Origin of the sequence: Solemya velum gill symbiont, from assembly GCF_002020255.1 — a bacterium.
Classification (GTDB): domain Bacteria; phylum Pseudomonadota; class Gammaproteobacteria; order Chromatiales; family Chromatiaceae.
Window position 1 is genome coordinate 1 of sequence record NZ_MPQG01000016.1, and the last position, 25,846, is coordinate 25,846.

Below are 25,846 nucleotides of genomic sequence, written 5' to 3' on the forward strand. Positions count from 1 at the left end.
GACACCAACAACAGCTACTACGGTCGTGGTTACAACAACTGGGACAACCGTTACAACAGCCGTAACGGCTACGGTTACGCTCCTTACGGCTACGCTCCTTACGGCTACGCTCCTGTTGCTGCTCCTGTAGCTCCAGTTGCTCCTCAGGCGCCTATCGCTCCTGAAGCTGCCAAGTAAGATTACAGTTATACAACTGTAGTTAATACGGAAAAATCCTCGCCTCCGGGCGGGGATTTTTTATTTTAGGCTACAGTCAATAAAACAAAACCCCGGCAGAATTACCGGGGTTAGCTATCGTTTTAAATCCAGCCAGGCCGGATTTGATACATCATTGACAGGCAGTTAGAACGGAAAGCCGTGTCCGTAAGCGGTCATACCAAGAAGCATCGGAATCGACAGTGCAGTGTTAATGCGCGATGCGGTCGTGGCAATCTTCTTCGCCTTGGCGATCTCTTCAGGTGTTGCCTGCTTCATGCCGAGGATCTTTTTCTGGTTTGGCCAGATCAGACCCCATACGTTAAGCAGCATAATGGTACCCAGCCATGCACCCATACCGATGGCGTTGATGCTTGCAGTGGCAAAGGTAAAACCTTCAAAGGTAAATGCCGCGCCCATGATACCCATCTTGCCGAGAGCCGCAGCACCTGACAGCCAGGTTAGAAGAGAAGCCCAGCGGAACCAGAAGAGTGCGCGTGGTGCGACATACTTGTTGATTGCTGCGGGACCCGGGTCACCGTCTGCAAGTGCCTGGGCTACTGCTGGCATCTGCACAGCATTGAAATAGTATAGGAGGCCTACCCACGCAATACCGACTACAACATGGAACCAGACAGTCAGTTCAGTAATGTTGGTTGTGCCTTCTCCGCCCAGGAGGAAAATAAAAATAACTGAAAGGACGACACCAAGAATGATGGTACCGCCGCGAGAAGCAAGAGGATTCATAATGATTACTCCGGTTTTTTGAAACTCAGCAAAAAAATATAATTATTCATTGTTACAATCGAGGTACGCAGATGCGTACATTTTCGATTGCTGTATTCTAACGCGTAAACAACTGGTCAATAAACATTCAAAACGTTAGAGTAACAGCGGTTTTTTGCTGTGCAACAGATGTATGCTTCAATCCAGGATAGCTACGGGGAGCGATTGATGATTTCAGCACAACAGGCATTGCAGCGATTACAGGAAGGCAACAGGCGCTTTGTATCCGGAACCGGACATGGCGAAGAGTTGTTTGACACAAATCGCCGTGATCAGCTCGTCTCCGGGCAGGAGCCATTTGCGATCATACTGGGTTGTTCAGATTCCCGTGTGCCTGCCGAAATAGTTTTCGACCAGGGGCTGGGTGACCTCTTCGTGATTCGTGTCGCTGGAAATATCGTGGCACCCTCACAGGTCGGCAGCGTGGAATTTGCAGCTGAGCAGTTTAAAACGCCTCTTGTTGTGGTGATGGGGCATACCCACTGTGGGGCAATCCGTGCCACGATCGATGAACTGCACCGTCCGGTTGGCGAGCGTTCAAAGAATATCCAGGCGATCGTGGACCGTATTCGCCCATCGATAGAGTCCCTGGTATCCACCCCCCTGTGGGAAGACCAGGAGGAGTTCGTCAAGCACGCAACTAGAGCAAATGTACGCGCCTCTGTGAACCAGTTGCGCCATGGCTCGGCATTGCTGGAGAAGCTGACCGAAGAGCAGGGCCTGGTGATTACGGGTGCCGAGTATGATATCCAGAGCGGCGAGATCGATTTTTTCGAGTGCTGAGTCTGGATTAGTGAGCAGCAGTGTGGGGCGGGGTAATCGCGCTTTTCCACATGCTGCTTTTTGTGGTGTAAAAATCGAGTTTACCGAATAAAGGCTACAGAAGAGTTTCACAATAGCCTGTAACTAATAGAATATTTAGATAAATTAGACTTTAGCTGTTTGGCTTACTCTATCAGGCAAAAAACCGGGCCTGAAAACAGCTTCAATTGACCTGTTTGTTTCCACAGAGTTATCCACAGGCTCTGTGAGAAGTTCAGGCAGCGTCCTGCCTGGAATCTCTATTAATCAAACTGGTAAAGACTTCAACAAATAGCTATCCTGTTGTTGTTAATAAAGGGGAAATCACTGCATGCTTCAATCCGGCAAGAAAACGGCATTGGCGCTAATCATTCTATTGTTGCCAGTTGGCCAACTTTTGGCCGGGACTGTCTACGTCTATCTTGCACCGGACGTAACCCTGGCCTATTCGGATGAGCAGTTGGAAACTCCCTACCGTTATCTCAATACCATTCATCTCAACTGGGGTGATGTAGAGGGGCGTAAACCCGAGTCCATAGCTGATAAGTTGGATGAACTGCTTGCAGACGAGAAGGTGCAGAAGAAGAGCAAGAAACAGGTCAGCGACAAACGTTTTTCCAACATAGTCAACCTCATGGCGGAAAAGTACCGTTTACCACCTGAGTTGATTCATGCAGTAATCGAGGCTGAGTCTAACTACAACGTCACAGCTATATCCCGTACAGGTGCAACCGGCTTGATGCAGTTGATGCCGGAAACCGCAAAGAGACTCGGTGTTTCTGACAGGACTGACCCGAAGCAGAATATCGAGGGTGGAGCAAAATACCTGCGTGAACTGCTCGACCGTTTCAATAATGATCTTGCCCTGGCACTGGCCGGTTACAATGCCGGTGAACATGCGGTGCTCAAATATGGTCGTACCGTTCCTCCCTACAAGGAGACGCAGAAGTACGTCGATATCGTATTAAGAAATCTGCGTCGTAACTTCACCAGCGGCGATGCTGGCTGATTAACAGACCTTCCCCCCCATGATGAAAATCCGGCGTCGCACCTTGATGCTACTTGCGCTTGAACTCTTGCTGGTTATGGCAGTGGTTTTTGGCGTCAACCTGTGGCGTACACGCGAATCGGCAAGCGGTGTAGCCCCGGATATTACCGCTATCACGCTTGAAGGGAAAATGGTCAACCTGGGTGACTACAGAGGTGAGACCCTGCTGGTTCATTTCTGGGCTAGCTGGTGTCCCGTGTGCGGCTTTGTTGACAACAGTGTCGATGCAATCGCTAACGATTACCCGGTGATCACCGTGGCACTCTCATCCGGAAGCGATGCAGAGATTCGTCAGCACCTGCAGGAAGAGGAGTTGAGCTTTGACGTGGTCAATGATGCTGATGGAGAAATCAGCCAGCGTTGGGGGGTGGTGGGCGTGCCGATGAGTTTTATCATCGACAGGCAGGGCGAAATCCGTTTCAGGGATGTCGGTTACTCGTCCGCTCCTGGTCTGCGCTTGCGGTTGTGGATCGCAGACAATTTTGATGCACAGAGGTAGGACGGCTCTTCCGGTATTCACTTCAACTGCCAAATGTAATGTAAGAAGCCTGAATGCAGCTGCCCCTATTCTGATTTGATTCCTCTATACTCATCTATGTATGTTCAATCGATTCCTGATCTTGTTTTCTCTTCTCACGGTATTTTCATGCTCCGTCTCTGCAGAGCAGAGGGATGGTGATATGAGCCTGGAGCAGAGTGTTTGCGGCCTCAAAGAACCCCTTTCATTCTGGCTATGGAGCAGGCTGGCTGGAAAGCCCAATGCAAACCAACTGTCAGATTTGAATCATGTGGAAGATATCTCTTTCGAAACAAAAGACCACAGGGTGTTACGTGGCTATAAACTGAAAGCAACAGGAAACGAAGGAGAATTGATCACGCCAGAGGGGTACCTGCTTGTGCTGCAGGGAAATGCCATCCTTGCAGACCGGCTTATTAGTGAGTTTGCGCGCTTTTCATCGGCTGGATTCGATGTCTATATCTATGACTTTCGTGGCTATGGTCGTTCTGAAGGGAGACGGCGTCTAAAAGCAATTGTCAGTGACTATATGGAGGTCATTGCCGCGCTTAACTCGGCTGACTATGAAAAACATCTGATCTATGCCATGTCGTTCGGTGGTATAGCTTTCCTGAATGGATTTGAGCAGCACACCGGGCTGGATCGGATTATTGTCGATTCCGCGCCGAGTCGTCTGTCCGATTACGGGTGTCCGGAAGAGTATGATCACGTTAACCATCTGCCTGACGATTGTAGTCATTGCATGTTTATTGTCGGGCGAAATGACACGGTAATTCCACTTGCCATGTCACAGGAACTGGTCGATAAGGCGCAACAAAAAGGTGCTGTGATACTGAGGGATGAAGAGTTTGGGCATCCCTTTATGGATTATGACTGGTTGGTCCATCGACGGCGCTTGAAGATCATGGAAGAGTACTTGCTAAACAATAAACTGCCATGATCGTTCATTTTGGCTCCATCAGAAATAAACGATAGCGGGTGTTCGGTCAGGTCACAGCCGTTTTTTCTTTTCAGAGCAACTTTTCCGGATAATCAGCTTGGCTGACAAGGAGATATGGCGGAATTCAGGTTGTCCACCCTGGATCAGTTTATGGAGTGCGGAAAATGCCTTTTCTGCAATTTCATTCACAGGCGCTGAGACCGTCGTCAGGGACGGAGTGATCTGTGATGCAATTTCAATATCGTCAAAACCTATGATGCTGATGTCGTCGGGAACTTTCAGGTCGACCTCATTCAGTTTACTCATGGTGCCGAGCGCCATGGAATCGTTTGCACAGATGATTGCTGTCGGCGAATTCTCCAGTGCCAGGAAGTATTCAGCGCCTTCGGCACCAGACTCAAAGGAGTTATCTCCTTTGAAGAGAAGTTTTTCATCCGGTGTGATGCCGTTTTGTCTGAGTCCGTGCAAGTAGCCCGTATAGCGGTCGTTACCGATATCTGAATCCTCAAGGCTGGTCATAAAACCAATCTGTTGATGGCCGAGAGAGCAGATGAAATCCACACTTTCCATATTGGCATTGAAGTTGTCGATGATGACCGATGGTATTGATTTATCGGCGGCACTGTTCTCGAGAACAACGACCGGGACCGTCTGCTTGATTAGCTGAATCGTCTCTTCGAGCCTGGGAAAACAGGTGGCAATGACGCCATCCAACTTGCTTAAGGTCTTTTGTAGTGCTGTTTCATTGCTGTCTGTGAAATAGATTACAGAAAAATTCTGTTTCGAGGCCTTTTTTTCAATCGCATTGAAAAGCAGTGAGTAGTATGGATTTGAAATGCCTGACTGGATACGACTATCAAGAAAATAACCGATCGTATGGGTGATTTTCTTGCGCTGACGTCTCTTATTGACAAAGGTGCCTTTGGTCGGAATTTTATAGAGTGTGCCCTGATCAACCAGGTTGGTGATTCCCTTGCGGACTGTCATGTAGGAGATGTCCAGCTTTTTTGCCAAGATGCGTTCACCTGGCAACTTGTCAGTAAACTCCTTGTTTCTTATCGCTTGGAGTATGTAGTTTTCTACCAGAATGTACTTTGGGGTAGATTCATTCATCAGGCAATTCGTTAAGTGTTGTTCATCAGTAGGGATTGCTTCATTTGTCCAACAGACAGTGGAAAGTCTCCGGTTGTTTGGTTAGGTTCAGTCAAAGCAGGCAGTTGTAGTGGCAAACATTCATTGCAGTTTGACAGATAAGTCGGCTTTGTTAAATCACCAGGTTGTTTTTTTATTGTGGATTACCTCTCAGGGTAACTGCTCTTTTCGTTGCCCAGGTGCTAAAAAGTCTGAAGGCATCTCTCTTCCGGTTGCAAAGGTATCTTGAGTGCAGTGGCATCTGCCTCTTGAGCTGAAGCGTTGCAGGTTCAGCTTTTCGCACTCTGCCTGGTTGCCAACCCCGGGGATGACAAGGGGTTGTTTACTGAAGGATACATAGTCGTCTGGTGCATGCAGGTGGCATGAATAGGCGTAGGCCTGCGTCTGCGTAACCAGACTTCCGAAAATGATGATGACACAGGTGGCTGAACGCCAGCAGGTATTCATTATTCCCGTATTATCTCTTCTTCGTAGGGCGTCACCTCTTCTGCCTCGATTTGGTAACCGGCGGTTGCAAGATCACTGTCGAAGGATTTTGCGCTCATCGTGCCACTTACCCAGACAGTATCGAAAGCCTGTCGTATCTTGGCATCGCCCTTGGGCACTTTGACATAGACGGTCTGGTTGGCCGGGGGAGGGGGGACGTGAATGCAGGCGCCATAATATGGCACGAGTAGAAACTCGCTGAGCTTCTCACCATCTCCTTCGATTGGTACCACGAAGCCAGGAAGCCTGACCCGTTTTCCATCCAGGCTCTCCACCACAGGTGCTGCATCCCACGCTGCTTGCAGTTCTTCAAGCACTTTCTGGCCCCTGGGATCATTGTCATCCAGTTCGTTGATGTCGCCAAATATTTCATAGATCTTTTCAGGCAGAAAATCCTCGGGAATCATTGCGTCCCATTCCAGTTCCTCTGCCTGTTCAGCATTGACGGGATGAAGGAAAAAACTGCTGGATATGAATAGTAGTGCAACAAACCATGATTTCATCAAAAGGACCTCTATAAACGTATGTTCATGCCATCGGTAAGGGAGTAACGATAGGCGCGATAACCAGGTATTAGGCCAATGATCAGGCCGGAAGTTCCAACCAGGCCCAGGATCAGGTACTCCCGTAGTGACGGAAGGCTGATCTGCAAGTGGAGTCCATATTGACTCTCCATGATCGGTTGGGCAAAAAACAGGCTGGTATAGAGCAGCAGCAGGCCCAATGTGATCCCAATCAGGCTGAGCAGAAAGCTCTCTCCGGTGATCAGCAGCAGGATATGTCCCGGACGCGCACCGACCGAACGCAGGATTGCCATTTCGCGCCGACGTTCATTCAGGCCGGCAAGCATCACCGTCAGCATGCCGATCAGGCCAATCGAAACGACCAGGATGGTGACGACAAAAAGTGCATTTTCTGCCACGCTCATGAGGTCCCAGAGTTGCTGAAGTGCGACTCCGGGCAAGATAGCAAGCAGGGGTTCCTTGCGGTAGTCATTCACTTCTCGTTGTACTCGGAAGGTGGCTATTATACTTTTGAGGCCAACGAGGAATCCCGTTATCGACTTGGGTGTCAGCTCTTTCTCAAGTGCCTCATCTGCGCTGATTTTCAGCCCGGCCACCTCTCTGCCGCCAACCCAGTTCGCGTGAATCGCCTCAATACCCTCCAGCGGGATATGTACGGTGCGGTCAACAGGGGTGCCTGTCGGCTTGAGTATGCCTACGATTTCGAAAGGCTTGTCATCATGCATGGTGAAGCTGGTCTTGCCGGCGCCATGGGCGATAATGATCTTTTGCCCAAGAGTGTAATTGAGCTTTTTTGCTACCTCGTGCCCCAGTACCGCCTGGTAGACATGCTCAAAGGGCAGGCCCTCGGCAAGTGCCAACGGGCGCTTGTCAGCGTAACTGTAATGGCGGAAATAGTCCTGGTTGGTACCCATCACTCTGTAGCCTTTGTGTGAATCACCCAGTGAAATAGGGATGGTCCACTTGACCATGGGGTGGTCTGCAAATTTCTGGTAACTCTTCCATGAAATGTTGTTGGTGGCGTCACCGATACGGAATACCGAGTAGAGCAACAGGTTGATGGCTCCGCTACGCGCACCGACGATCAGGTCTGTTCCCGAGATGGTGTTGGCAAAGCTGTTATGTGATTCCACCCGCAGGCGCTCTACACCCAGTAACAGGGAGACACTCAAGGCAATGCTCAGAAGAGTCAGGCCGACGGTAAAACGGCGGTTCAACAGGCTTTTAATCGCAAGGTAGAGTGTCGCCATCAGTTAACTCCCTGCCGTGCCGTATTGATCTCTTCCAGGGTGACATGGCGCTCAAAGAGCGATTCAAGCTGCTTGTCATGGCTGACGAAAAGCAGTGTTGAGCCAGTCGCGTCGCACTCCTGGAACAGCAGCCGGATAAATGTTTCGCGCATCTCGCTATCAAGTGCAGAGGTGGGTTCATCGGCAATAATGATTTCAGGTGCACCGATCAGTGCACGGGCCGTTGCGACTCGCTGTTGCTGCCCGACACTCAACTCAGTTACAGGTCGATGTAAAAGATCGGCATGTGCCATATCCAGATGTTGCAGCAGCCGAGTCGCCTCGTCATGCAGACTGATTCCTGATGCTGTTGCTTTCTGCTTGCGTGAACGCGAAAAATGGCAAGGCAAGGCAACGTTTTCAAGGACGGAGAGGTAGGGGATGAGGTTGAACATCTGAAACACAAAACCGATATGATCGGAACGGAAATGGTCTCGCCCTGATCCATTTATACGGTTGATTGTATTTCCAAGCACCTCAACATCACCGCTTGATGGCAGGCTGACACCCGCAATCAGTGCCAGCAGCGTGCTCTTGCCACTGCCACTGGCACCGCGAAGGAAGATGCGCTCGCCGCGATCCACTTCGAATTCGGGAATGTGCAACACTTCAGGCAGGTTTTTACGCCAACCAAAGCGAAGATCTGTGATCTTTATTGCACACGTTTTTTGCATGAATATTCCGATAGTGTCAGTGCAGTGCGGCTCTGTCTCAGAGTTCCACGCTGTTGTGTTCTGGCGTCAAGTCTCTCTTTTGCTGTCCCTGCCTCGAAATGCTCTGAACCTCGATGACATCTGTTGCGGGAAACTGCTTGAAAATGTTGATTTCAATTCTTTTTAGCTGAGACATATTTGCACATTGAAAGTGGTAGTGCGCTGCGAAGTCACTATGTGTTTCTTCTCCATGAGCGTGTTCTTCATGTCCGCTGAAAGGTGATTCGACGTTGAGAGAAAGGGCTTCGCATTCGGCATCTATAGGCAGGATGAATAGCTGATCTGGCTGATTCAGGATATCAATCGCAGATTTGACGGCTTCCAATTGTGAATTGTTTTGAGGTTGATACTCGAAACCGACTAGGTTCATCGCAGGGCTTGAGAATTCAATGTCGAGATGATGACTGTCCACGGCAATCAATAATTGCGCTTCACCATGGACATGGGCTGCATGGTGTTCGTGATCATGCTCGTGTTCAGAAGCCAGAATCTGAATCGGGTAAATCAACAGGGAGGAAAAAAGAAGGGTAATTGCATATTGCTTATTGGACATGACCTGGGTTTCAGCTGCATTTCAACAATCATTATTATTACATAGTTACATAGGGTGTAGCATATCTTCCTCTCCGGGTTCAGATAGCATCCGGGTTTGTTAATTTCTTGCATGATGCATTCACTCCAGGGAGTTGCTGATACACCTCTTTGCTCAAGCTTTGCTACTATTAAATAAAATTCGTACACACTGGTAGATGGTTTTATGGCTAAACGCAGCAAGAGTGGACAGGATCGCCTGGATGATGCCGCACGCGCAGGCTGGCTCTATTATGTTGCGCATAACAACCAGGATGAGGTTGCTGAAAAGATGGGTATTTCCCGGCAGTCTGCCCAACGCCTGGTTTCTCTGGCAATGCGCGAGCGCCTTATCAAGGTCAGGCTGGATCATCCCATCGCACACTGCATGGAACTGGCCCAGCAGCTGACGGAAAAATATGGCCTGGAATCCTGTGAAGTGACCCTGTCGGATCCGACATCGGACGACCCCGCAATCGGAATCGCCGAGGTTGCGGCCAATCAGATGGAACGTTATTTCAAATCAAAAGAGCCAATCGTTATGGCCCTCGGCACCGGCCGCGAGCTACGTGAAGCAGTGAAGCAACTCACACCGATGAACTGTCCGCAACACAAGGTTGTGTCCCTGGTAGGCAACCTTGCGCCTGATGGCTCTGCAAGTTTCAACGATGTCATCATGCGCCTCGGCGAGACAATAAAAGCACCTCACTACCCTATGGCAGTTCCTGTCGTTGCAACCTCAAGCAAGGAGCGCGACATTTTCTGTGCGCAAAAACCCATCAAGAGTAATATCGCCCTGGCCAAATCTGCAGATGTCGCTTTTGTTGGTATTGGCGAAATCAACGAGGCACCGCCCATGCTGACAGACGGTTTTATAACACAGACAGAGCTGGATGGACTGATTGCCGCCGGGGCCATTGGAGAGGTTGTTGGCTGGGCCTTTGATAATGATGGAACAATCATCAAGGGTGAAACAAACTCACGCGTTGCGAGTGTACAACTCGAACAACCGCCGTCATGTCATACGATCGGTGTTGCGCGTGGAAACAACAAATTACCCGCGATTCAGGCTGCACTTGCCGGCCGATGGATTACTGGTTTGATCACTGACGAGTCCACTGCAACTGCACTGGTTGGCTGAAATTCTCTCTTACAGAAGCCTTTTCAATCAGATGGACGATTAATTATTTTCAACGCCCCCACAAGCTTCCACTCACGCACGTAGAAGAGACTAAATCCATTAGTAACAATAAGTTGTTAATCAATTGTGCAGCGCAATTATGTGCCTCTCATGCTTTCCCTTTGTCAGCTTTATGACAGATAAATGAAAAAAATATGTTGACATTGTGTCAATAGCGACTAGATTAAATGAATATTTGCTCACAGACTAAGCAAATATTCGTTAATAATTATTCGAAGTATTTGGAGGCAGAAATGAAGAATTTGATCCGTGTCCTTGCAGGTGCAACAGCGGCTTGCATGATCGCGACTCCCGTCCTGGCTGAGAAACTCACTATTGCTACGGTCAATAATGGTGACATGGTCCGCATGCAGAAGCTGACCGATGATTTCACAGCCAAGAACCCGGGCATCGAGGTCGAGTGGGTAACGCTGGAAGAAAACATACTGCGTCAGCGTGTTACGACAGACGTTGCAACCAAGGGCGGTCAGTACGACGTAATGACAATTGGTACCTACGAGGTTCCTATCTGGGGCAAGAAAGGCTGGCTCGTTTCTCTTAACGATCTGCCTGAATCCTACGATGTGGATGATATTCTGCCAGCCATCCGTGGTGGCCTGACGGTTGACGATAATCTCTTTGCTGCGCCTTTCTACGCAGAAAGCTCTATGGTGATGTATCGCAAGGACCTGATGGAAAAAGCAGGCCTCACTATGCCGCAAGCACCCACCTGGGACTTTATCGGTAAGGCTGCACGTGCAATGACAGATAAGCAGAATGAAACTTACGGTATCTGTTTGCGTGGTAAAGCCGGTTGGGGTGAAAATGTTGCTTTCCTGACTGCGACTGCTAACTCCTTCGGAGCCAGGTGGTTCAATATGGATTGGAAGCCACAGTTTACAGGCGAGGCGTGGAAGAAGACCCTCAATTTCTACATTGACCTGATGAACGATGCCGGCCCTCCAGGTGCATCCTCCAACGGCTTCAACGAAAACCTTGCACTGTTCCAGTCCGGTAAATGTGGCATGTGGATTGACGCCACGGTTGCGGCCTCATTCGTGACCAATCCGAAAGACAGCCAGGTTGCTGACAAGGTCGGTTTTGCATTGGCACCGGATGCGGGACTCGGCAAACGCGGTAACTGGTTGTGGGCGTGGAGCCTTGCTATTCCGGCTGGTACGCAAAAGGCAGAGAGCGCGAAGAAGTTTGTTGCCTGGGCAACCTCCAAGGAATACCTGGATCTTGTTGCATCCAAAGAGGGATGGGCCAATGTTCCTCCTGGTACTCGTGCCTCTCTCTATGCAAACGAAGAGTATGCAAAAGTTCCTTTTGCCCAGATGACTCTCGACAGCATCAATTCTGCTGACCCAAAAAATCCAGCTGTTGATCCGGTTCCATATGTTGGTGTTCAGTTCGTTGCCATTCCTGAGTTCCAGGGCATTGCAACGACTGTCGGCCAGCAGTTCTCAGCCGCACTCGCCGGCACTGTCACTGCTGACCAGCCCCTGATGAATGCGCAGAGAATCACCGAGCGCGCCATGAAAAAGGCTCGCTACATCAAGTAGTGTGACCTTTCCGGGGTGCCGGCCTTAGCAGGCCGGCATCTCACCTCTCTCATTTTAACAAGAGGGTTTCTTACTATGGCTACCGATCATTCACGCATCGCAGCGCGCTTCATGATTTCTCCGGCAGTTCTTCTACTGCTCGGTTGGATGATTGTTCCCCTGTCGATGACGCTCTATTTCTCATTCCTCGATTACAACCTGCTGTCGCCAGGTATGGAGGAGTGGATCGGTTTCATGAATTACGAGTATTTCCTCACCGATCCGGCATTTTTTGCGGCTCTTGGAAATACTTTCCTGCTTGTCGCAGGTGTTCTTGTCATCACCATAACAGGTGGAGTTGCTCTTGCCTTGCTGCTTGATCAGCCAATGTGGGGGCAGGGGATCGTACGCATCCTCGTCATTGCACCTTTCTTCGTCATGCCGACTGTGTCAGCACTGGTGTGGAAAAATATGTTCATGAATCCTGTCAACGGGTTGTTCGCTCACGCTGCAAAAGCAATGGGACTGGCACCCTTCGACTTTTTTGCCCATGCGCCGCTTTTCTCAATCATTATGATCGTTGCATGGCAGTGGCTGCCCTTTGCCACCCTGATCCTGCTGACTGCACTGCAATCACTCGACAAGGAGCAACTGGAAGCCGCAAAGATGGACGGCGCACGAAAAATGAGCCGCTTTGTTCATATCATTCTTCCGCACATGTCGAGAGCGATTACCGTCGTCATCCTTATCCAGACGATTTTCCTGCTGTCGATATTTGCTGAAATCCTGGTTACCACCAACGGTGGACCCGGTTACGCATCCACCAATATTACCTACCTCGTCTATGCGCAGTCTCTGCTGCAGTTTGATGTGGGCGGGGGTTCGGCTGGTGGCATCGTGGCTGTCGTCCTGGCAAACATTGTCGCGATCTTCCTGATGCGGATGATCGGCAAGAACCTGGAGGCCTGAAGCATGTCACACACAGCTATAGATAGCCGTAAAATCATAATGACTGCCATTGCATGGGGAATCGGCTTGCTGATTTTCTTCCCCATTCTGTGGACCATCCTGACCAGTTTCAAAACCGAGGCCGATGCAATTGCATCACCACCGATGTTCCTCGGCTTTGACTGGACCTTGGAGAATTACACGGAAGTTCAGGATCGCTCCAATTACTTCCAGCATTTCTGGAATTCGGTCGTCATCTCTGTCGGCTCCACCCTGCTGGGCCTGCTGATCGCAATTCTGGCAGCCTGGTCGATGGCATTCGTACCCGCCAAGGGCACCAAGAATGTCTTGATGTGGATGCTTTCTACAAAGATGCTGCCTCCTGTCGGTGTCCTGATTCCTATTTATCTTCTGTTCAGGGATACGGGGCTTCTCGATACACTGACCGGCCTGGTACTGGTTCTGACACTGATCAATCTACCGATCATCGTGTGGATGCTCTATACCTACTTCAAGGAGATCCCCGGTGAAATCCTTGAGGCTGCCCGCATGGACGGTGCCAGCTTGTGGGCAGAGATTATTCATGTACTCACGCCGATGGCAGTACCCGGAATTGCCTCCACGATGCTGTTGAACATCATCCTTGCCTGGAACGAGGCTTTCTGGACACTCAATCTTACGGCTGCAAAAGCTGCACCACTGACAGCTTTTATCGCCAGTTATTCCAGCCCTGAAGGGCTTTTCTACGCAAAACTCTCAGCCGCTTCAACAATGGCTATTGCACCAATCCTGATCATGGGCTGGTTCAGTCAAAAGCAGTTAGTACGCGGTCTCACCTTCGGCGCTGTGAAATAGGAGCAAATCATGGGAAGTATCACACTTGAAAATGTTACAAAAAGTTTCGGGGACGTCGAGGTTATCCCGCCCCTGAACCTGGAAATCAATGAAGGCGAATTCGTAGTTTTCGTCGGCCCCTCGGGTTGTGGCAAGTCCACCCTGTTGCGACTTATCGCGGGACTGGAAGATGTTTCCTCCGGTTCCATTGCAATTGATAGAGAGGATGCAACAAGCATCCGTCCTGCAAGGCGGGGCTTGGCGATGGTATTCCAGTCGTACGCCCTCTATCCCCACATGTCCGTACGTAAAAATATCGCCTTTCCACTCAAGATGGCGGGCCTGGAACAGGCCGACATCGACAAGAAAGTTGATGCTGCTGCAAACATACTCAACCTATCTGATTATATTGACCGCAAACCCGGCCAGTTGTCGGGAGGGCAGCGTCAGCGTGTTGCAATCGGTCGTGCCATCGTGCGTGAACCAAAGGCCTTCCTGTTTGACGAACCACTCTCCAATCTCGATGCGGCGCTGCGCGTCAACATGCGCCTGGAGATATCAGAACTGCATCAGGACCTCAAGACAACGATGGTTTACGTGACGCATGACCAGGTTGAAGCAATGACCATGGCCGACAAGATCGTGGTACTGAGAGCGGGCGTGATCGAGCAGGTCGGCAGCCCACTCGAACTGTATCGCAAACCTGCGAACAAGTTTGTTGCCGGTTTTATCGGTTCGCCGAACATGAATTTCCTCTCCGGTGAAGCTGCACAAAAACATGGTGCACACACCATCGGCGTGCGTCCTGAACACCTTGCTTGTTCGAGAGAGAGCGGAATGTGGAAGGGCACAGTTGGTGTGGCCGAGCATCTCGGTTCAGACACATTTCTTTATGTCACCCTGAATGATGGCTCTAACTTCACTGTCAGAAGTGATGGCAACGTTGATCTGAATCACGGCGACACCGTTTATCTCTCTGCTGAACCCGAGAATATTTACCGGTTTGATGAGAATGAACAGGCGATTGGCTAGCGCTGTTGCTGACATCAGCCATGTAAATGCAGACAACCGGATAGATTGATTATGACGAAGATACTGAATAATGACACCCTGGGTTCACTTCCATCCAGCGTCTCTGTTCCACGTTATGACAGGGGTGCGATAACGCCGGGAATTCTCCACATCGGTGTCGGCAACTTCCACCGTGCCCACCAGGGCGTTTACCTGGACCGACTCTTCAACAAGGGGTTGAGCCATGACTGGGGAATCATTGGCGCGGGCATCATGCAGTATGATGCGGCGAAGCGTGAGCTGCTGTCTCGCCAGGACTGGTTGAGTACGGTGATCGAGCTTGATCCACGTGGCTATACGGCCCGTGTTTGCGGATCGATGATCGATTTTGCTGAAATATCCAGCCAGGCACTTGTTCGGGCAATGATGACAGAAGAGATTCGTATCGTCTCCCTGACGATCACCGAGGGCGGCTATTATATCGATCCTGAAACTGGCGGCTTTAATGCGAACCATCCCGACATTCGGTCCGACGCAGCCAACGGGGGAGAGCCGGGCACGGTTTTCGGAGCGATTGTCACTGCTCTGAAAATACGCCAATCCGCAGGCATGCCGGGGTTCACTGTTATGTCATGCGACAACCTGCCGCATAACGGAGACGTGACCAGACGTGCAGTTCTCGGCATGGCCGAACTGATTGCGCCGGAGCTGAGCGGATGGATCGAGGAGAATGTTACCTTTCCGAACGGTATGGTGGACTGCATCACACCGGCTACGGGTGATCGTGAACGCGCAATGGTGGAAGAGAAGTTCGGCATCGACGATCCGGGCATCGTTGTATGCGAACCATTTCGCCAGTGGATACTCGAAGACAACTTTTGCCAGGGGCGTCCGGCGCTTGAAGAGGTTGGTGTGGAGTTTGTGCAGGATGTATCGCCCTACGAACTAATGAAGCTGCGTATTCTTAATGGCGGTCACGCAGCAATTGCCTATCCTTCCGCACTGCTTGGTGTCCACTATGCACATGATGCCATGGGTACGCCACTGGTCCAGGCATTCCTCGAAAGGCTTGAGACAGAAGAGATCATCCCGACTGTTCCGCCGGTTCCCGGTGTTGATTTCAACCAGTACCTCGACAAGACACAGGAGCGATTCTCCAATGCCGAGATTGGAGATACGATTCCGCGCCTCTGCCTGGATGGTTCCAATCGACAGCCCAAGTTTATTCTGCCAACGATCGCGGACAGGCTGGAGCAGGGTCTTCCGGTGAATGGTCTTGCTCTCGAGGTTGCCTTGTGGTGCCGATATTGTGCGGGAACGGATGACAGCGGCAAACCATTGAGTGTTGATGACGAGAAAGCTGAGCGTTTACAGAAAAATGCACAGCTGGCTCGCTCTGAACCCAAGGCGTTCCTCGGCATGTCGGATATTTTCGGTAACATGGGCAGCAATGAAGCCTTTGTTTCCCAGTTTTCGGATGCGCTTGGTTCATTATGGGAAAATGGTACCGAGGCAACGCTTCAATCCTATGTCAGCAAGGTAGCCTGAGCCATGTTTCTTGTCTGCGGAGAAGCTTTATACGACGTGTTTCCTGACCAGGGAGACAATCCTGCAACCTTCAACATGACTGCGCGAGCAGGCGGTTCACCCTTCAATGTTGCCATTGGACTTGCACGGCTTGGCCAGCAGTCAGCACTGTTGACCGGTATCTCGACCGATCAACTGGGTAACCGCCTGGTTCAGATGCTCGAATCCGAATCGGTGAACACGGACTACCTTGTGCGAAATGGCCGTCGTACAACGATTGTGATTGTTGGCGTCAATGAACAGGGTCAGCCCAGCTATGCGTTTTACGGTCAAGGGTCAGCGGATTGCAGTCTCTCGAATGAATCACTGCCAGTCATTGGAGACGCGGTCACAGGCCTTCATTTCGGTTCCTACTCGCTGGTGATGCAACCGATTGCTGATGCATTTGCAGACCTTATGAAGCAGATGTCAGATCGTTTCATCTCTATTGACCCGAACATCCGGCCAAGCATACAGCCAGACATGGAAGTGTGGCGACAACGCCTGTGGGAATACGCGGAAAAAGCTGACCTGCTGAAAATCAGCGCAGAAGATGTCGACTATCTCTATCCTGGTCGTGATCATGAAGAGTTTGCCGATGCCCTGATAAAGGCGGGTACACAGCTCGTGGTGATTACCGATGGTTCAAGCGATGTCAAATGCTGGACTCAGAGTGGATTGTCCGTTACCAGGAGCCCGAGGGTGGGGAAGCTCGTCGACACGGTCGGCGCCGGTGATACCTTCCAGGCGGCACTGCTGACACGCCTCGCACAGTGGGGTGAACCGAAACAGGTCATCAGGTCACTCAGCTCCGAACAACTGGATGAATTGATGGGATTTGCCGTCACGGCAGCAGCCATTACATGTTCACGACGCGGTGCCGATTTACCGCGCCTCGACGAAGTATTGAAAGAGAGTAAAGATTAAACAAGATCATATTGGCCGGGAAGCGATATCAGATGACCTGGTTTCATTAGGCGGTGTTATGGTGACAATACAAGCTGTATCATTTCCCTGGTCGTACTTTTAACGGGTTGACTCAGGCCGGATTTGCACAATAACAGGGCTATCGATTATGAACGATTCTACCCAGCAATTACGATACGTCAGCCGTCTGACGAGAGATACTATTGCACTCGTACTCGCTGGAGGGCAGGGTTCAAGACTGCATGAGTTGACAGCATGGAGAGCAAAACCTGCCGTCTATTTCGGGGGGAAGTTCCGCATTATCGATTTCCCCATGTCCAACTGTCTGAACTCCGGGATTCGGCGCATTGGTGTGTTAACGCAGTACAAGGCGCATTCACTGATTCGTCACCTGGTTCAGGGCTGGAGTCACCTCAATTCTGCAACAGGTGATTTCCTTGAGATCCTTCCTGCTTCACAACGTGTTGGCGGTGAGTGGTACAAGGGCACTGCCGATGCCATCTATCAGAACCTCGACATTATCAGGACGCACATGCCCAAGTACGTGCTCGTCCTTTCAGGCGATCATATCTACAAGATGGACTATGGTCCGATGCTCGCCTTTCATGCAGAAAGCGGTGCCCAGATGACAGTCTCCTGTCTCGAGGTCCCTCTCGAAGAGGCCGCGAACGACTATGGCGTTATGAAGGTAGACGAGAATCAGCAGGTGATCGGTTTTGAGGAGAAACCTGCTGCACCGGAATCGATTCCGGGCCATCCGGATTTGTGCCTCGCATCCATGGGTAACTATGTGTTCGACACCGAGTTTCTCTTCGATGAACTGATTGCCGATGCCGATAACCCTGATTCGTCCCATGATTTCGGCAAGGACATCATCCCGTCCCTGATCAGTCGCAGCAAAGTGATGGCATATCCATTCAGGGACCCTGAGACCAATGAACGTGCTTACTGGCGCGACGTGGGAAACCTGGATGCTTTCTGGCAAGCGAACATGGAATTGATCAATGTAACTCCAGAACTCAATCTATACGATGACGATTGGCCGATCCTGACGCACCAGGAGCAGTTGCCACCAGCGAAGTTCGTCTTTAATGACAGCGAACGCCGCGGCATGGGAGTTGATTCAATGGTATCGGGTGGATGCCTGGTTTCCGGTGCCTACCTGGATCACACGCTGCTCTTCTCACACGTACGCGTATGCTCGTACTCAGAAGTCAGGTACTCGGTCGTATTGCCCGGTGTTGAAATTGGTCGCAACTGCAGGATTAACAAGGCGATTATTGACCGTGCATGCGTAATCCCTGAAGGGACAGTGATTGGTGAAGACAAAGAAGCTGACCTGGCACGCGGATTCAGGGTGACAGACAAGGGTGTGGTGCTGGTGACGCCTGACATGCTTGGCCAGTCAACGCATATGGCACGGTGACAAGGGACCGGGAAATGTGAAGATTAAATCAGCCTTGGATCGATTTAATCCTGGCAGTTATAGCGGCACACATTCATTCCAAGGAACTCCTCGTAGGCTTCCCCTGTGGTCAGCCACTTGTTCAGATAGTCAGCAACCTGGTCGTCGGGTAAACCTGTGCGGAGTTCACAATGCAGCCCGTAGGGGTATCGTGGCGCGCTCCTCGGTTCGGCAATCACCCGGGCATCTTCCACAAAGAGCGTGTATTCGGGTCGCTCACCGGGCATAGCGCAAAATGCAGCCGGGCCGAATTGATCAACCAGGCTGGCAACTTGCGCGTTAAATTCGGAGAGAGTGGGAGGGCTTTGACTCATCCAACTGCCGGGATCAGGCTAGTCTTCACCGATGACGCGTTCTTCACGCGGTGCAGTCAGTAGCGTTTCAGCTTCAATCTCATTTTTGGCGAAAATCATGCGGTATCTTTCGACATCACCGGATTCCTCGCGAAGTTGACGCACGTGCTGCTTTGCTTCACGATACTTCGCAAAGGTTTCGAGGTGCGTCAGAGTACGCGGTTTTTCGATTTCGTAAACAAAATAGGGCATGAGAAACCTCTTGTGTCATGCAATTCAGCCTGAGATTTTACACAAAAACTGTGACGAATAACGACTTTCACAACAGGGGAACAGCTACCTTGACGAAGGATAATAGAAAGAGGCACGCGTGGCTGATGCAAATTTTCGCATTTGCCGTACTTGTAGTGCTGCTTCAGCCGGCGTTTGCCAAGGTTCCTGCCGCACCTGCCATGACGCTCTACCAGTTTGCCGGGGATGCCAAAATCCCCTACTACAAGAAGGATCAATTCGCACGCAGCGGTAAAAAGAAGGTTGCTGGCAGCCTTGCTCAGGGCTCCTGGGTCGTTCCATGCCTGGTGATTCATAACGGCAAACCGCTGACAGCCAGCGATGGCACCCCGTATGTCGGTTTTGAGGTCCTGTTTGATGCAAACAAGGCTACCGCTGCCTCTACCAAGAGAAAAATGGATAAGATCGCCTCGCGTGAAGGCTTGATGGTGCAGAATCATCACTGCGACAGCAAAGTGAAATACGTGATGAATGCAAAACGCCTGGTGAATCGTACAAAACAGCCATTTTTTGCGCCCAAGGGTCACGGTGGCACACCGGCACGTGCAGAGAATGACTATGATGAAATTATTCGCACATTCCACAACTCCTCCCAGTGCGAAAAAGCCAACCGACATCTGACTGGCCGACGCGATGCGCTCGCTGATGCGTGGGAGAAATTCATTCACAAGAACAGGCGCAAGTGGTCGAATGACAAACTCAACAAGGCCAAGCACCTTGACTATGTCATGCGCACTGCAATTTACGAGGGGCACATCGGCAGGGGTTGTAGTGCCTACGGTGCCTGTGAGCGGAATATTATCGCCCTGTCGATTCGTAATCGTGTGATTGGCCAGTGCAGTTCAGCGCAAGGCTGTGGTTTCGAGGGGGATTTTCAGGGTGCTGCATCGGCCGTTTCCCAGTACAACATTTGGGATGCCTACCTGACCCAGACATCCGGGCTGACCTCCTGCTTTCTGCGCACCGATCTCGCAGACGAGGCACCATTTACCAAGTTACAGGCGATGTATTCACAGTCGGTAGGCGATATAAGTTCTATCCTGTTTGATTCTGAAGATGCGCTGCAGGAACGCTTTGTCGATACCGATTCGGCAGCCCTGACAAGCCTGCGCCACTACTATCATCCACCCGCCATGGGAGCCTGTTTTCCGAATCATGATGCAGTTGAATTTATCACCGCGGCAGCAGCGGGCAAGAACGGTGATTATATTCTTCTCGTCAACCAGCGTATCAAGGTCGATAAAGAGCAGGGTGATGGTTACAGCTTCAGGGACTTTCGCTACAAGCTCGATGATGGCGCAGATAAGGTGACCATCTCCGATACATACAAGGGTTTTGTAATTGACGGGCGTAAAGTCTCACTGAAAAAACCGACACGTTGCACACCCTATGGGGTATCGAGCAAGTGCCGCTTTAATAATGTCGAGCGCTACCGGAAGACACCTTTCTGGCTGAATAGCGGCAAGTTGGTTGAATTCAAATGCCGTGTCCGTGACATAGGCGAATTCTGTACCGGGGAAGCGCAAACGAAAAAAGTCAGTATTGGCGGAAAATGTGACATCGATATGATGCCTGTTGTCGGTGTCAGGTAGAAAGCTATTAATCAAGATGGACAGGGAGGTTGCGCTTGTCTGATGTAACCCTATTCTGGCACGACTACGAAACATGGGGTGTTGACCCAAGACGTGATCGTGCTTCCCAGTTCGCCGGCGTGCGTACAAACCTGGAACTGGAGATTGTTGGCAAGCCGGTGATGCACTACTGCAGGCCAACAGCTGACTTCCTGCCACATCCGGAGGCCGTTTTGGTTACCGGGATCACTCCGCAGAAGGCGTTTCGAGAAGGTCTTAACGAGGCAGAGTTTTTTCGTGCAATTCATGCAGAGCTGTCACTGCCGGGTACCTGTGGGGTTGGCTACAACAGTATCCGTTTCGATGACGAAGTGACCCGTTTCGGTCTCTATCGTAACTATTACGAGCCCTATGCACGCGAATGGCAGAACGGAAACTCTCGCTGGGATATTCTTGACCTGGTGCGTATGACCTTTGCACTTCGACCGGAAGGTATCGAGTGGCCGCAACGCGAAGACGGCAACGCCAGTTTTCGTCTTGAACACCTGACTGCGGCGAACGGTATTGATCACGAGGGTGCGCATGATGCGATGGTCGATGTCTATGCCACCATCGGCATGGCAAGACTGATTCGCCAACATCAGCCACGACTGTTCGACTACTACTTCGGTCTGCGTAAAAAAGCAGCCGTATCCAAGCTGATCGACGTGGCGACGGGCGCACCCTTCCTGCATGTCTCAGGTATGTATCCTGCCGAGCGTGGCTGCATCGGTGTGGTTATGCCGCTACTGACACACCCGGTCAACTCCAACGAGGTAATCGTTTTCGATTTGCGCCAGGATCCTGCTCAACTGCTCGAATCAAGTGTTGAGGAGTTACAGGAGAACCTGTTTACACCGAAAGCAGAGATGCCGGATGGTGTAGAACGTGTCGCTCTCAAGGGAGTGCATATCAACAAGTCACCGGCAGTGGCACCAATGGGAACACTGACACCCGAAGCGACTCAACGCTGGGAAATAGATCTAGACAAGATAGAGCAGCATCGCCAACAGATTCTGGACGACAGCACACTGACAGGGCGTCTTGAACAGCTCTACGGCGAGAAGCGGGATTTTGGTGAGGGAGATGCAGATTCTGCACTCTATGATGGCTTTTTAAACCAGGCCGATACACGATTGTGCCAGCAGGTGCTGGAGAGTTCGCCAACCGAGCTTGCCGGTTTACGTCCTGCATTCAAGGATGAGCGTCTACAGACTCTCTATTTTCGTTACCGTGCACGCAACTGGCCAGAATATCTCTCGGAAGAGGAGCAGCGACAGTGGGCAGATTTCTGCAGGGCACGCCTGTTTGACGGCGCATACGGCAGCACACTGACCATCGACGAGTTTTACCTGCGTATCGAGGCGATGCTCGAAGAGCGTCAGGATGAACGCACGGTCGGCCTTATGAAACATCTCGCGGCATGGCCGCAGGAACTGGGGTTCGCCTGAATAGCTAACGCTGTAGGAGGCTCGCCTCGGGCCGATCATCGCGGACCGGTTTTAGCTCCTGCAAAACCGGCACTTTCGCCATCCATGGCGGTCACGAGACGCCGCTCTTAGTCCTTAGTCCACTCACTCAACGCATCAATAATCTTCTGCGCTTGCTCCTTGCTGGAGATGTTGAACTTGGACTTTTGCTGGTACTGGCCATTGCGCTTCTGGTAGCGGCGGATGGTGTACTTGTCAGCACCGTACTCTTCCTTGCTGCGATTCCACTCCTGGAAACGGTAGATGATGGTCGTCCACGCGCCTTTTGTCAGGATTTGCTTGTCGAGTTCCTTAACGACGTCAATGCCATCCTCGCTCCAGTTTACTGTTAGTTCGTCAGGTGTTTCTGCCATTGGATCTGTCTCTGTAAAAATTTGTCGAAGTGTAACCCGAATAGCGCTTCACTTGTACTACCCAGCTTGTATACTGTGCGCATGATTACAAAAATTCTCCTGACCATCGCGGTCATCATTGTCGTAATGCTGATGTTTCGTCGCAAAGCGCCCCGGAGTGGTCCGCAGACCATTGAAACAAATGACAACAAACGTGCATTGAAGATTGCAGCGGTGGTTGCCCTTGGTGTGATGATCGCAGGTGCTGCATTATGGATGCTGACCAGCTGGCGTGATGCCACAGAAATTGTCGAAGTGCGCGTGGTGAATTCACAGACCGGTGACAGCGTTCTTTACCAGGCTCATCGTAACGATATCGATGATCGATCCTTCCGGACCGTCAAAGGTGTGCGTGTCGTACTCGCCGAGACCGAGCGCCTCGAGGTCAGCGACGAGGGCCGATATTAAAGGCGACCGATAGCCGGTTTTCGCTGCTGCAGTTCTTCTCGACCAGGTGGGGGAGGCTTGGCGAAAAGAGGTAGACATCTCCGGTTTGCGGCGTCAGCCTGTGTGTGTTATCACCAGCAGGGAAGACAATATCACCCGACTCATCAGGCACTTGCAGGTAGCAGACGCCTGAAAGAAGTTCATCGTTCTCTTCGTGTGTATGCAGGCTGGTGGTATGCCCGGGTCCCATCAGGTTGAACCAGTAACCAAGTTGTAATTCTGCTTCTGTGCCGAGCCGTTGCCTGGCAAGATCGAGCAGGAAAACAGAGAGCTGATCCATCTCGGGAAACCTGGATTTGTCCGGGTAGATATTTTCGAAACGACCGTCAAAGTGGTGGGTCTTGTTGGTTGACTCATCATCAAGCAGCTGCTCAAAGCGTTGCCGAACAGCATCAAGCAGTTGCAAGTTATTGATATGGTGACAGCTGACACCGGTATTATCAGGTGAACTCATAGCAGCAGAAAATGTCTTGGAAGTAAGTTGGTAAAACAAATAATCAATATGCGAAAGTCAATTTTACACCTGCTTGCCATTGCTGCGCTATCCCTGTCAGCACAGGCCCAGGCGGCTGAGCGTCTCGACTACATCGTCAAGCAGAAGGGCGCAGTGACTCTCTACGGCTGGATGTCGCTTGCCGACGCAACCATCACGACTGATCGGAAGAAGCGCTGTGCTGATACGCAATGCACCCTCACCGAGGTACGCATGTCATCGGAGAATCACAGCCTGCTGGAATCATTGGCGCCGACACGTTTTCTCTTCCGCAGTGCATATCTGGAAAATCCGCCACAGTCACTCTCCTTTGAAAAACGCCAAAATAAAAATGGCAAGAAGTATCAGCCTTATGGTTACAAGCACAGTTTCTCGGTGCGTTCTGCAGATGGCCGTACAATCGACAGGTATGAACTTGCCAGCAAGGGGGATAGCTTGCCAGGTGAGGCCAGGCGCTACCTTGAACCTTCTGCACCGGACAACATTGAACCAATGGTGAGGAAGCAGAAGAGTAAACCCTTGGTAAATGGCGCACTGGATCGCTGGGCCCTGATCCAGCATTTGCGTTCTGTTGCACTCGATGACGGCTACAGCCAGGAGTTTGCGGGCACCGATGGCAGCCATCAACTTAGGTACAAGGTTAATCTGGAGAAATCTGTTTCGCTGACGATTCACGGTAAAAAGCAGGCGTGCTGGAAACTGGTTATTAATGAGAAGGATATCGGCAGAAATCAAAAACAGCCTCCTCTCTACCTGTGGATCAGCAAAAGCGCCGATCGTCTGCCGTTGCAGTTGGAAATGCCCAGTGATCAAGGGCGTATCCGGTTTGAACTGACCAGTTCCTGAGTGTAGATTCCACAACATTGTCTTACCGGCCTTGAGCCGGTATCCATGTGTATGCTGTTCCTGATGGACCCCGGATCAGGCCCGGGATGGCGAAATTGGCGCCCGGGATGGCGAAAATGGTGTCCGGGATGACGAAATTACTGCCGGGTTCAGGCTACAGAGAGAATATCGTCATAACAGATTCAAATTGTGCAAATGTCCCGACTTCTGGAACAATCGGGAGATTATTTTTTTCGGAGACCTGTTGAATGCCTTCACTGATACTGCCATTTCGTGCCTTGAGCCCCGTTGAGGGACGTGCTGATGATGTCGTTGCGCCGCCCTATGATGTGATGAATGCCGACGAGGCGAGAGCCATGGCAGAGGGCCGTCCATGGAGCTTTCTGCATATCTCACGTCCGGAGATCGACCTGCCGCAGGGCACTGATCCCTATGCACCTGAAGTCTATAGCAAGGCACGCGAGAATCTCGATCACATGATCGCAGAATCGATTCTCAAGCGTGACGACACAGCTTGTTACTACGCCTATCGCCTGGTGATGGGCGAGCATGTACAGACAGGACTGGTTGCTGTTGCCTCTGTAGATGCGTATGACATTAATCGTGTCAGGAAGCATGAGCTGACCCGGCCGCAGAAAGAGGATGACAGGGTGCGCCAGATCGAAGCCTTGAACGCACAAACCGGTCCGGTGTTTCTCTCTTATCGTGCTGACACGGTTGTCGATACCATTTTGCTGGAGACCAGTAAGACGACTCCGGATGTTGATGTGACTGCGGCCGATGGCGTGCAGCACAGTTTGTGGGTAATTAGCGATACTGCAGCGATTGAGAAACTGACCGGTGCATTTGATGCAATGGATGCTGTCTATGTTGCCGACGGGCATCACCGTTCCGCAGCGGCAAGTCGTGTTGCACACAGCCGCCGTGAACAGGGTGCTGCCGGCACGGAAGCAAGCCATGACTATTTCCTTTCGGTACTGTTTCCTCACGACCAGGTGCAGATTCTCGATTACAACCGGGTCATCCGTGACCTCAATGGGCTTGATGAAAGCGCCTTCCTCGATGCCGTCGCACAGAATTTCGTCGTTAATGAGTCTGCCGATTCGGTCAAGCCGCACAGCCCGGCAGAGTTCGGTATGTATCTTGCAGGTAACTGGTATCACCTCGCACTGCCGCCTGAAAAAATCCCACAGGATCCTGTTGCCAGGCTCGAGGTGAGCCTGCTGGGAGACAACCTGATCGATCCTATTCTCGGGATCACTGATCAGCGCCGTGACAATCGCATCGATTTTGTTGGTGGTATTCGCGGCATGGAAGGTCTTGAAGCGCGCGTTGATTCGGGAGAAATGGCGGTTGCATTCTCTCTCTATGCGACCACCATGGAGGCGCTCATGGCAGTTGCAGACGCCGACGAGATCATGCCGCCTAAAACAACCTGGTTTGAGCCCAAACTGGCTGACGGTTTGATCAGCCATGTTCTCGACTGAG

Annotated in this window: 29 protein-coding genes; 18 read left to right on the forward strand and 11 right to left on the reverse strand. The window is 51.2% G+C overall.

Annotation, left to right across the window (positions count from 1 at the left end; all coding sequences use genetic code 11):
- A partial coding sequence (locus BOW06_RS13095) for a sulfur globule family protein (protein ID WP_306292350.1) occupies positions 1–177 on the forward strand: 177 nt, incomplete at its 5' end.
- Between the two features lie 165 nt (positions 178–342).
- Here BOW06_RS13095 and BOW06_RS10375 read toward each other — a convergent pair.
- Positions 343–942 (reverse strand): urate hydroxylase PuuD, encoded by a 600-nt coding sequence (locus BOW06_RS10375; RefSeq protein WP_078452998.1) that lies wholly within the window; start codon positions 940–942, stop codon positions 343–345.
- Between the two features lie 207 nt (positions 943–1,149).
- On the opposite strand from BOW06_RS10375, the gene BOW06_RS10380 reads away from it, so the two are divergent.
- From BOW06_RS10380 to BOW06_RS10395, 4 genes are all read left to right on the forward strand, one after another.
- Positions 1,150–1,764: a carbonic anhydrase gene (locus BOW06_RS10380; RefSeq protein WP_043117135.1), complete on the forward strand. Its 615-nt coding sequence runs from the start codon at positions 1,150–1,152 to the stop codon at positions 1,762–1,764.
- 349 nt (positions 1,765–2,113) lie between these two features.
- Positions 2,114–2,791: a lytic transglycosylase domain-containing protein gene (locus BOW06_RS10385; protein ID WP_078454558.1), complete on the forward strand. Its 678-nt coding sequence runs from the start codon at positions 2,114–2,116 to the stop codon at positions 2,789–2,791.
- A gap of 22 nt (positions 2,792–2,813) precedes the next feature.
- Positions 2,814–3,329: a protein disulfide oxidoreductase gene (locus BOW06_RS10390; protein WP_179116190.1), complete on the forward strand. Its 516-nt coding sequence runs from the start codon at positions 2,814–2,816 to the stop codon at positions 3,327–3,329.
- 181 nt (positions 3,330–3,510) lie between these two features.
- Positions 3,511–4,287 (forward strand): alpha/beta hydrolase, encoded by a 777-nt coding sequence (locus BOW06_RS10395; RefSeq protein WP_179115135.1) that lies wholly within the window; start codon positions 3,511–3,513, stop codon positions 4,285–4,287.
- A gap of 51 nt (positions 4,288–4,338) precedes the next feature.
- On the opposite strand, the gene BOW06_RS10400 is transcribed toward BOW06_RS10395, so the two are convergent.
- The 6 genes from BOW06_RS10400 to BOW06_RS10425 form a co-directional block, all read right to left on the reverse strand.
- Complete coding sequence (locus BOW06_RS10400; protein ID WP_043117130.1) at positions 4,339–5,400, reverse strand: GntR family transcriptional regulator; 1,062 nt, start codon at positions 5,398–5,400, stop codon at positions 4,339–4,341.
- Positions 5,401–5,589: 189 nt separating this feature from the next.
- Complete coding sequence (locus BOW06_RS10405; RefSeq protein ID WP_043117128.1) at positions 5,590–5,886, reverse strand: hypothetical protein; 297 nt, start codon at positions 5,884–5,886, stop codon at positions 5,590–5,592.
- Positions 5,886–6,428 (reverse strand): DUF3299 domain-containing protein, encoded by a 543-nt coding sequence (locus tag BOW06_RS10410; protein WP_078454560.1) that lies wholly within the window; start codon positions 6,426–6,428, stop codon positions 5,886–5,888. Before BOW06_RS10410 ends, BOW06_RS10405 begins: the two co-directional genes overlap by 1 nt.
- Positions 6,429–6,439: 11 nt before the next feature.
- Positions 6,440–7,699: an ABC transporter permease gene (locus tag BOW06_RS10415; protein WP_078454561.1), complete on the reverse strand. Its 1,260-nt coding sequence runs from the start codon at positions 7,697–7,699 to the stop codon at positions 6,440–6,442.
- Positions 7,699–8,412 (reverse strand): ABC transporter ATP-binding protein, encoded by a 714-nt coding sequence (locus BOW06_RS10420; protein ID WP_043117123.1) that lies wholly within the window; start codon positions 8,410–8,412, stop codon positions 7,699–7,701. Before BOW06_RS10420 ends, BOW06_RS10415 begins: the two co-directional genes overlap by 1 nt.
- Before the next feature lie 37 nt (positions 8,413–8,449).
- Positions 8,450–9,004: a DUF2796 domain-containing protein gene (locus BOW06_RS10425; RefSeq protein WP_052132160.1), complete on the reverse strand. Its 555-nt coding sequence runs from the start codon at positions 9,002–9,004 to the stop codon at positions 8,450–8,452.
- 204 nt (positions 9,005–9,208) lie between these two features.
- Here BOW06_RS10425 and BOW06_RS10430 point away from each other — a divergent pair, with 204 nt between their 5' ends.
- The 8 genes from BOW06_RS10430 (at position 9,209) to glgC (ending at position 18,457) form a co-directional block, all read left to right on the forward strand.
- Positions 9,209–10,162 (forward strand): sugar-binding transcriptional regulator, encoded by a 954-nt coding sequence (locus BOW06_RS10430; RefSeq protein WP_043117122.1) that lies wholly within the window; start codon positions 9,209–9,211, stop codon positions 10,160–10,162.
- Between the two features lie 293 nt (positions 10,163–10,455).
- Positions 10,456–11,766, forward strand: a complete 1,311-nt coding sequence (locus tag BOW06_RS10435) for an ABC transporter substrate-binding protein (protein WP_078453004.1) — start codon at positions 10,456–10,458, stop codon at positions 11,764–11,766.
- A gap of 75 nt (positions 11,767–11,841) precedes the next feature.
- A complete protein-coding gene (locus BOW06_RS10440; protein ID WP_078454992.1) occupies positions 11,842–12,714 on the forward strand; it encodes a carbohydrate ABC transporter permease in 873 nt (290 codons plus the stop codon).
- A 3-nt stretch (positions 12,715–12,717) separates the two neighbouring features.
- A complete protein-coding gene (locus BOW06_RS10445; RefSeq protein WP_043117118.1) occupies positions 12,718–13,548 on the forward strand; it encodes a carbohydrate ABC transporter permease in 831 nt (276 codons plus the stop codon).
- A 9-nt stretch (positions 13,549–13,557) separates the two neighbouring features.
- Positions 13,558–14,559: an ABC transporter ATP-binding protein gene (locus BOW06_RS10450; RefSeq protein WP_043117117.1), complete on the forward strand. Its 1,002-nt coding sequence runs from the start codon at positions 13,558–13,560 to the stop codon at positions 14,557–14,559.
- A 51-nt stretch (positions 14,560–14,610) separates the two neighbouring features.
- The gene (locus BOW06_RS10455) at positions 14,611–16,086 is read left to right on the forward strand and encodes a mannitol dehydrogenase family protein (protein ID WP_043117116.1); all 1,476 of its coding nucleotides are present in this window, start codon (positions 14,611–14,613) and stop codon (positions 16,084–16,086) included.
- 3 nt (positions 16,087–16,089) lie between these two features.
- Entirely contained in the window at positions 16,090–17,031 is a 942-nt protein-coding gene (locus tag BOW06_RS10460; RefSeq protein WP_043117115.1) for a carbohydrate kinase family protein, read from the forward strand.
- Between the two features lie 148 nt (positions 17,032–17,179).
- Entirely contained in the window at positions 17,180–18,457 is a 1,278-nt protein-coding gene (glgC, locus tag BOW06_RS10465; RefSeq protein ID WP_078459487.1) for a glucose-1-phosphate adenylyltransferase, read from the forward strand.
- 44 nt (positions 18,458–18,501) lie between these two features.
- On the opposite strand, the gene BOW06_RS10470 is transcribed toward glgC, so the two are convergent.
- Both BOW06_RS10470 and BOW06_RS10475 read right to left on the reverse strand, forming a co-directional pair.
- Positions 18,502–18,810: a hypothetical protein gene (locus BOW06_RS10470; protein WP_043117111.1), complete on the reverse strand. Its 309-nt coding sequence runs from the start codon at positions 18,808–18,810 to the stop codon at positions 18,502–18,504.
- 18 nt (positions 18,811–18,828) lie between these two features.
- Positions 18,829–19,041 (reverse strand): hypothetical protein, encoded by a 213-nt coding sequence (locus tag BOW06_RS10475; protein WP_043117110.1) that lies wholly within the window; start codon positions 19,039–19,041, stop codon positions 18,829–18,831.
- A gap of 89 nt (positions 19,042–19,130) precedes the next feature.
- On the opposite strand from BOW06_RS10475, the gene BOW06_RS10480 reads away from it, so the two are divergent.
- Positions 19,131–20,672 (forward strand): hypothetical protein, encoded by a 1,542-nt coding sequence (locus tag BOW06_RS10480; protein WP_306292349.1) that lies wholly within the window; start codon positions 19,131–19,133, stop codon positions 20,670–20,672.
- A 35-nt stretch (positions 20,673–20,707) separates the two neighbouring features.
- On the forward strand, positions 20,708–22,141 hold the full coding sequence (gene sbcB / locus BOW06_RS10485; protein WP_043117109.1) for an exodeoxyribonuclease I: 1,434 nt from the start codon (positions 20,708–20,710) through the stop codon (positions 22,139–22,141).
- A gap of 107 nt (positions 22,142–22,248) precedes the next feature.
- Here the strand turns inward: sbcB and BOW06_RS10490 are convergent, their stop codons facing one another.
- A complete protein-coding gene (locus BOW06_RS10490; RefSeq protein WP_043117108.1) occupies positions 22,249–22,533 on the reverse strand; it encodes a hypothetical protein in 285 nt (94 codons plus the stop codon).
- A gap of 81 nt (positions 22,534–22,614) precedes the next feature.
- On the opposite strand from BOW06_RS10490, the gene BOW06_RS10495 reads away from it, so the two are divergent.
- The gene (locus BOW06_RS10495; RefSeq protein ID WP_052132158.1) at positions 22,615–22,980 is read left to right on the forward strand and encodes a hypothetical protein; all 366 of its coding nucleotides are present in this window, start codon (positions 22,615–22,617) and stop codon (positions 22,978–22,980) included.
- On the opposite strand, the gene BOW06_RS10500 is transcribed toward BOW06_RS10495, so the two are convergent.
- Positions 22,958–23,473, reverse strand: a complete 516-nt coding sequence (locus BOW06_RS10500; protein ID WP_078453926.1) for a 2OG-Fe(II) oxygenase family protein — start codon at positions 23,471–23,473, stop codon at positions 22,958–22,960. The genes BOW06_RS10495 and BOW06_RS10500 overlap by 23 nt on opposite strands.
- A 48-nt stretch (positions 23,474–23,521) precedes the next feature.
- Between BOW06_RS10500 and BOW06_RS10505 the strand changes: the two genes are divergently transcribed.
- Positions 23,522–24,358, forward strand: a complete 837-nt coding sequence (locus BOW06_RS10505) for a DUF3108 domain-containing protein (protein ID WP_078453008.1) — start codon at positions 23,522–23,524, stop codon at positions 24,356–24,358.
- Positions 24,359–24,606: 248 nt separating this feature from the next.
- Positions 24,607–25,845, forward strand: coding sequence for a DUF1015 domain-containing protein (locus BOW06_RS10510; protein ID WP_078454566.1), 1,239 nt, complete (start codon positions 24,607–24,609; stop codon positions 25,843–25,845).
- The last annotated feature ends 1 nt before the right edge of the window (position 25,846 follow it).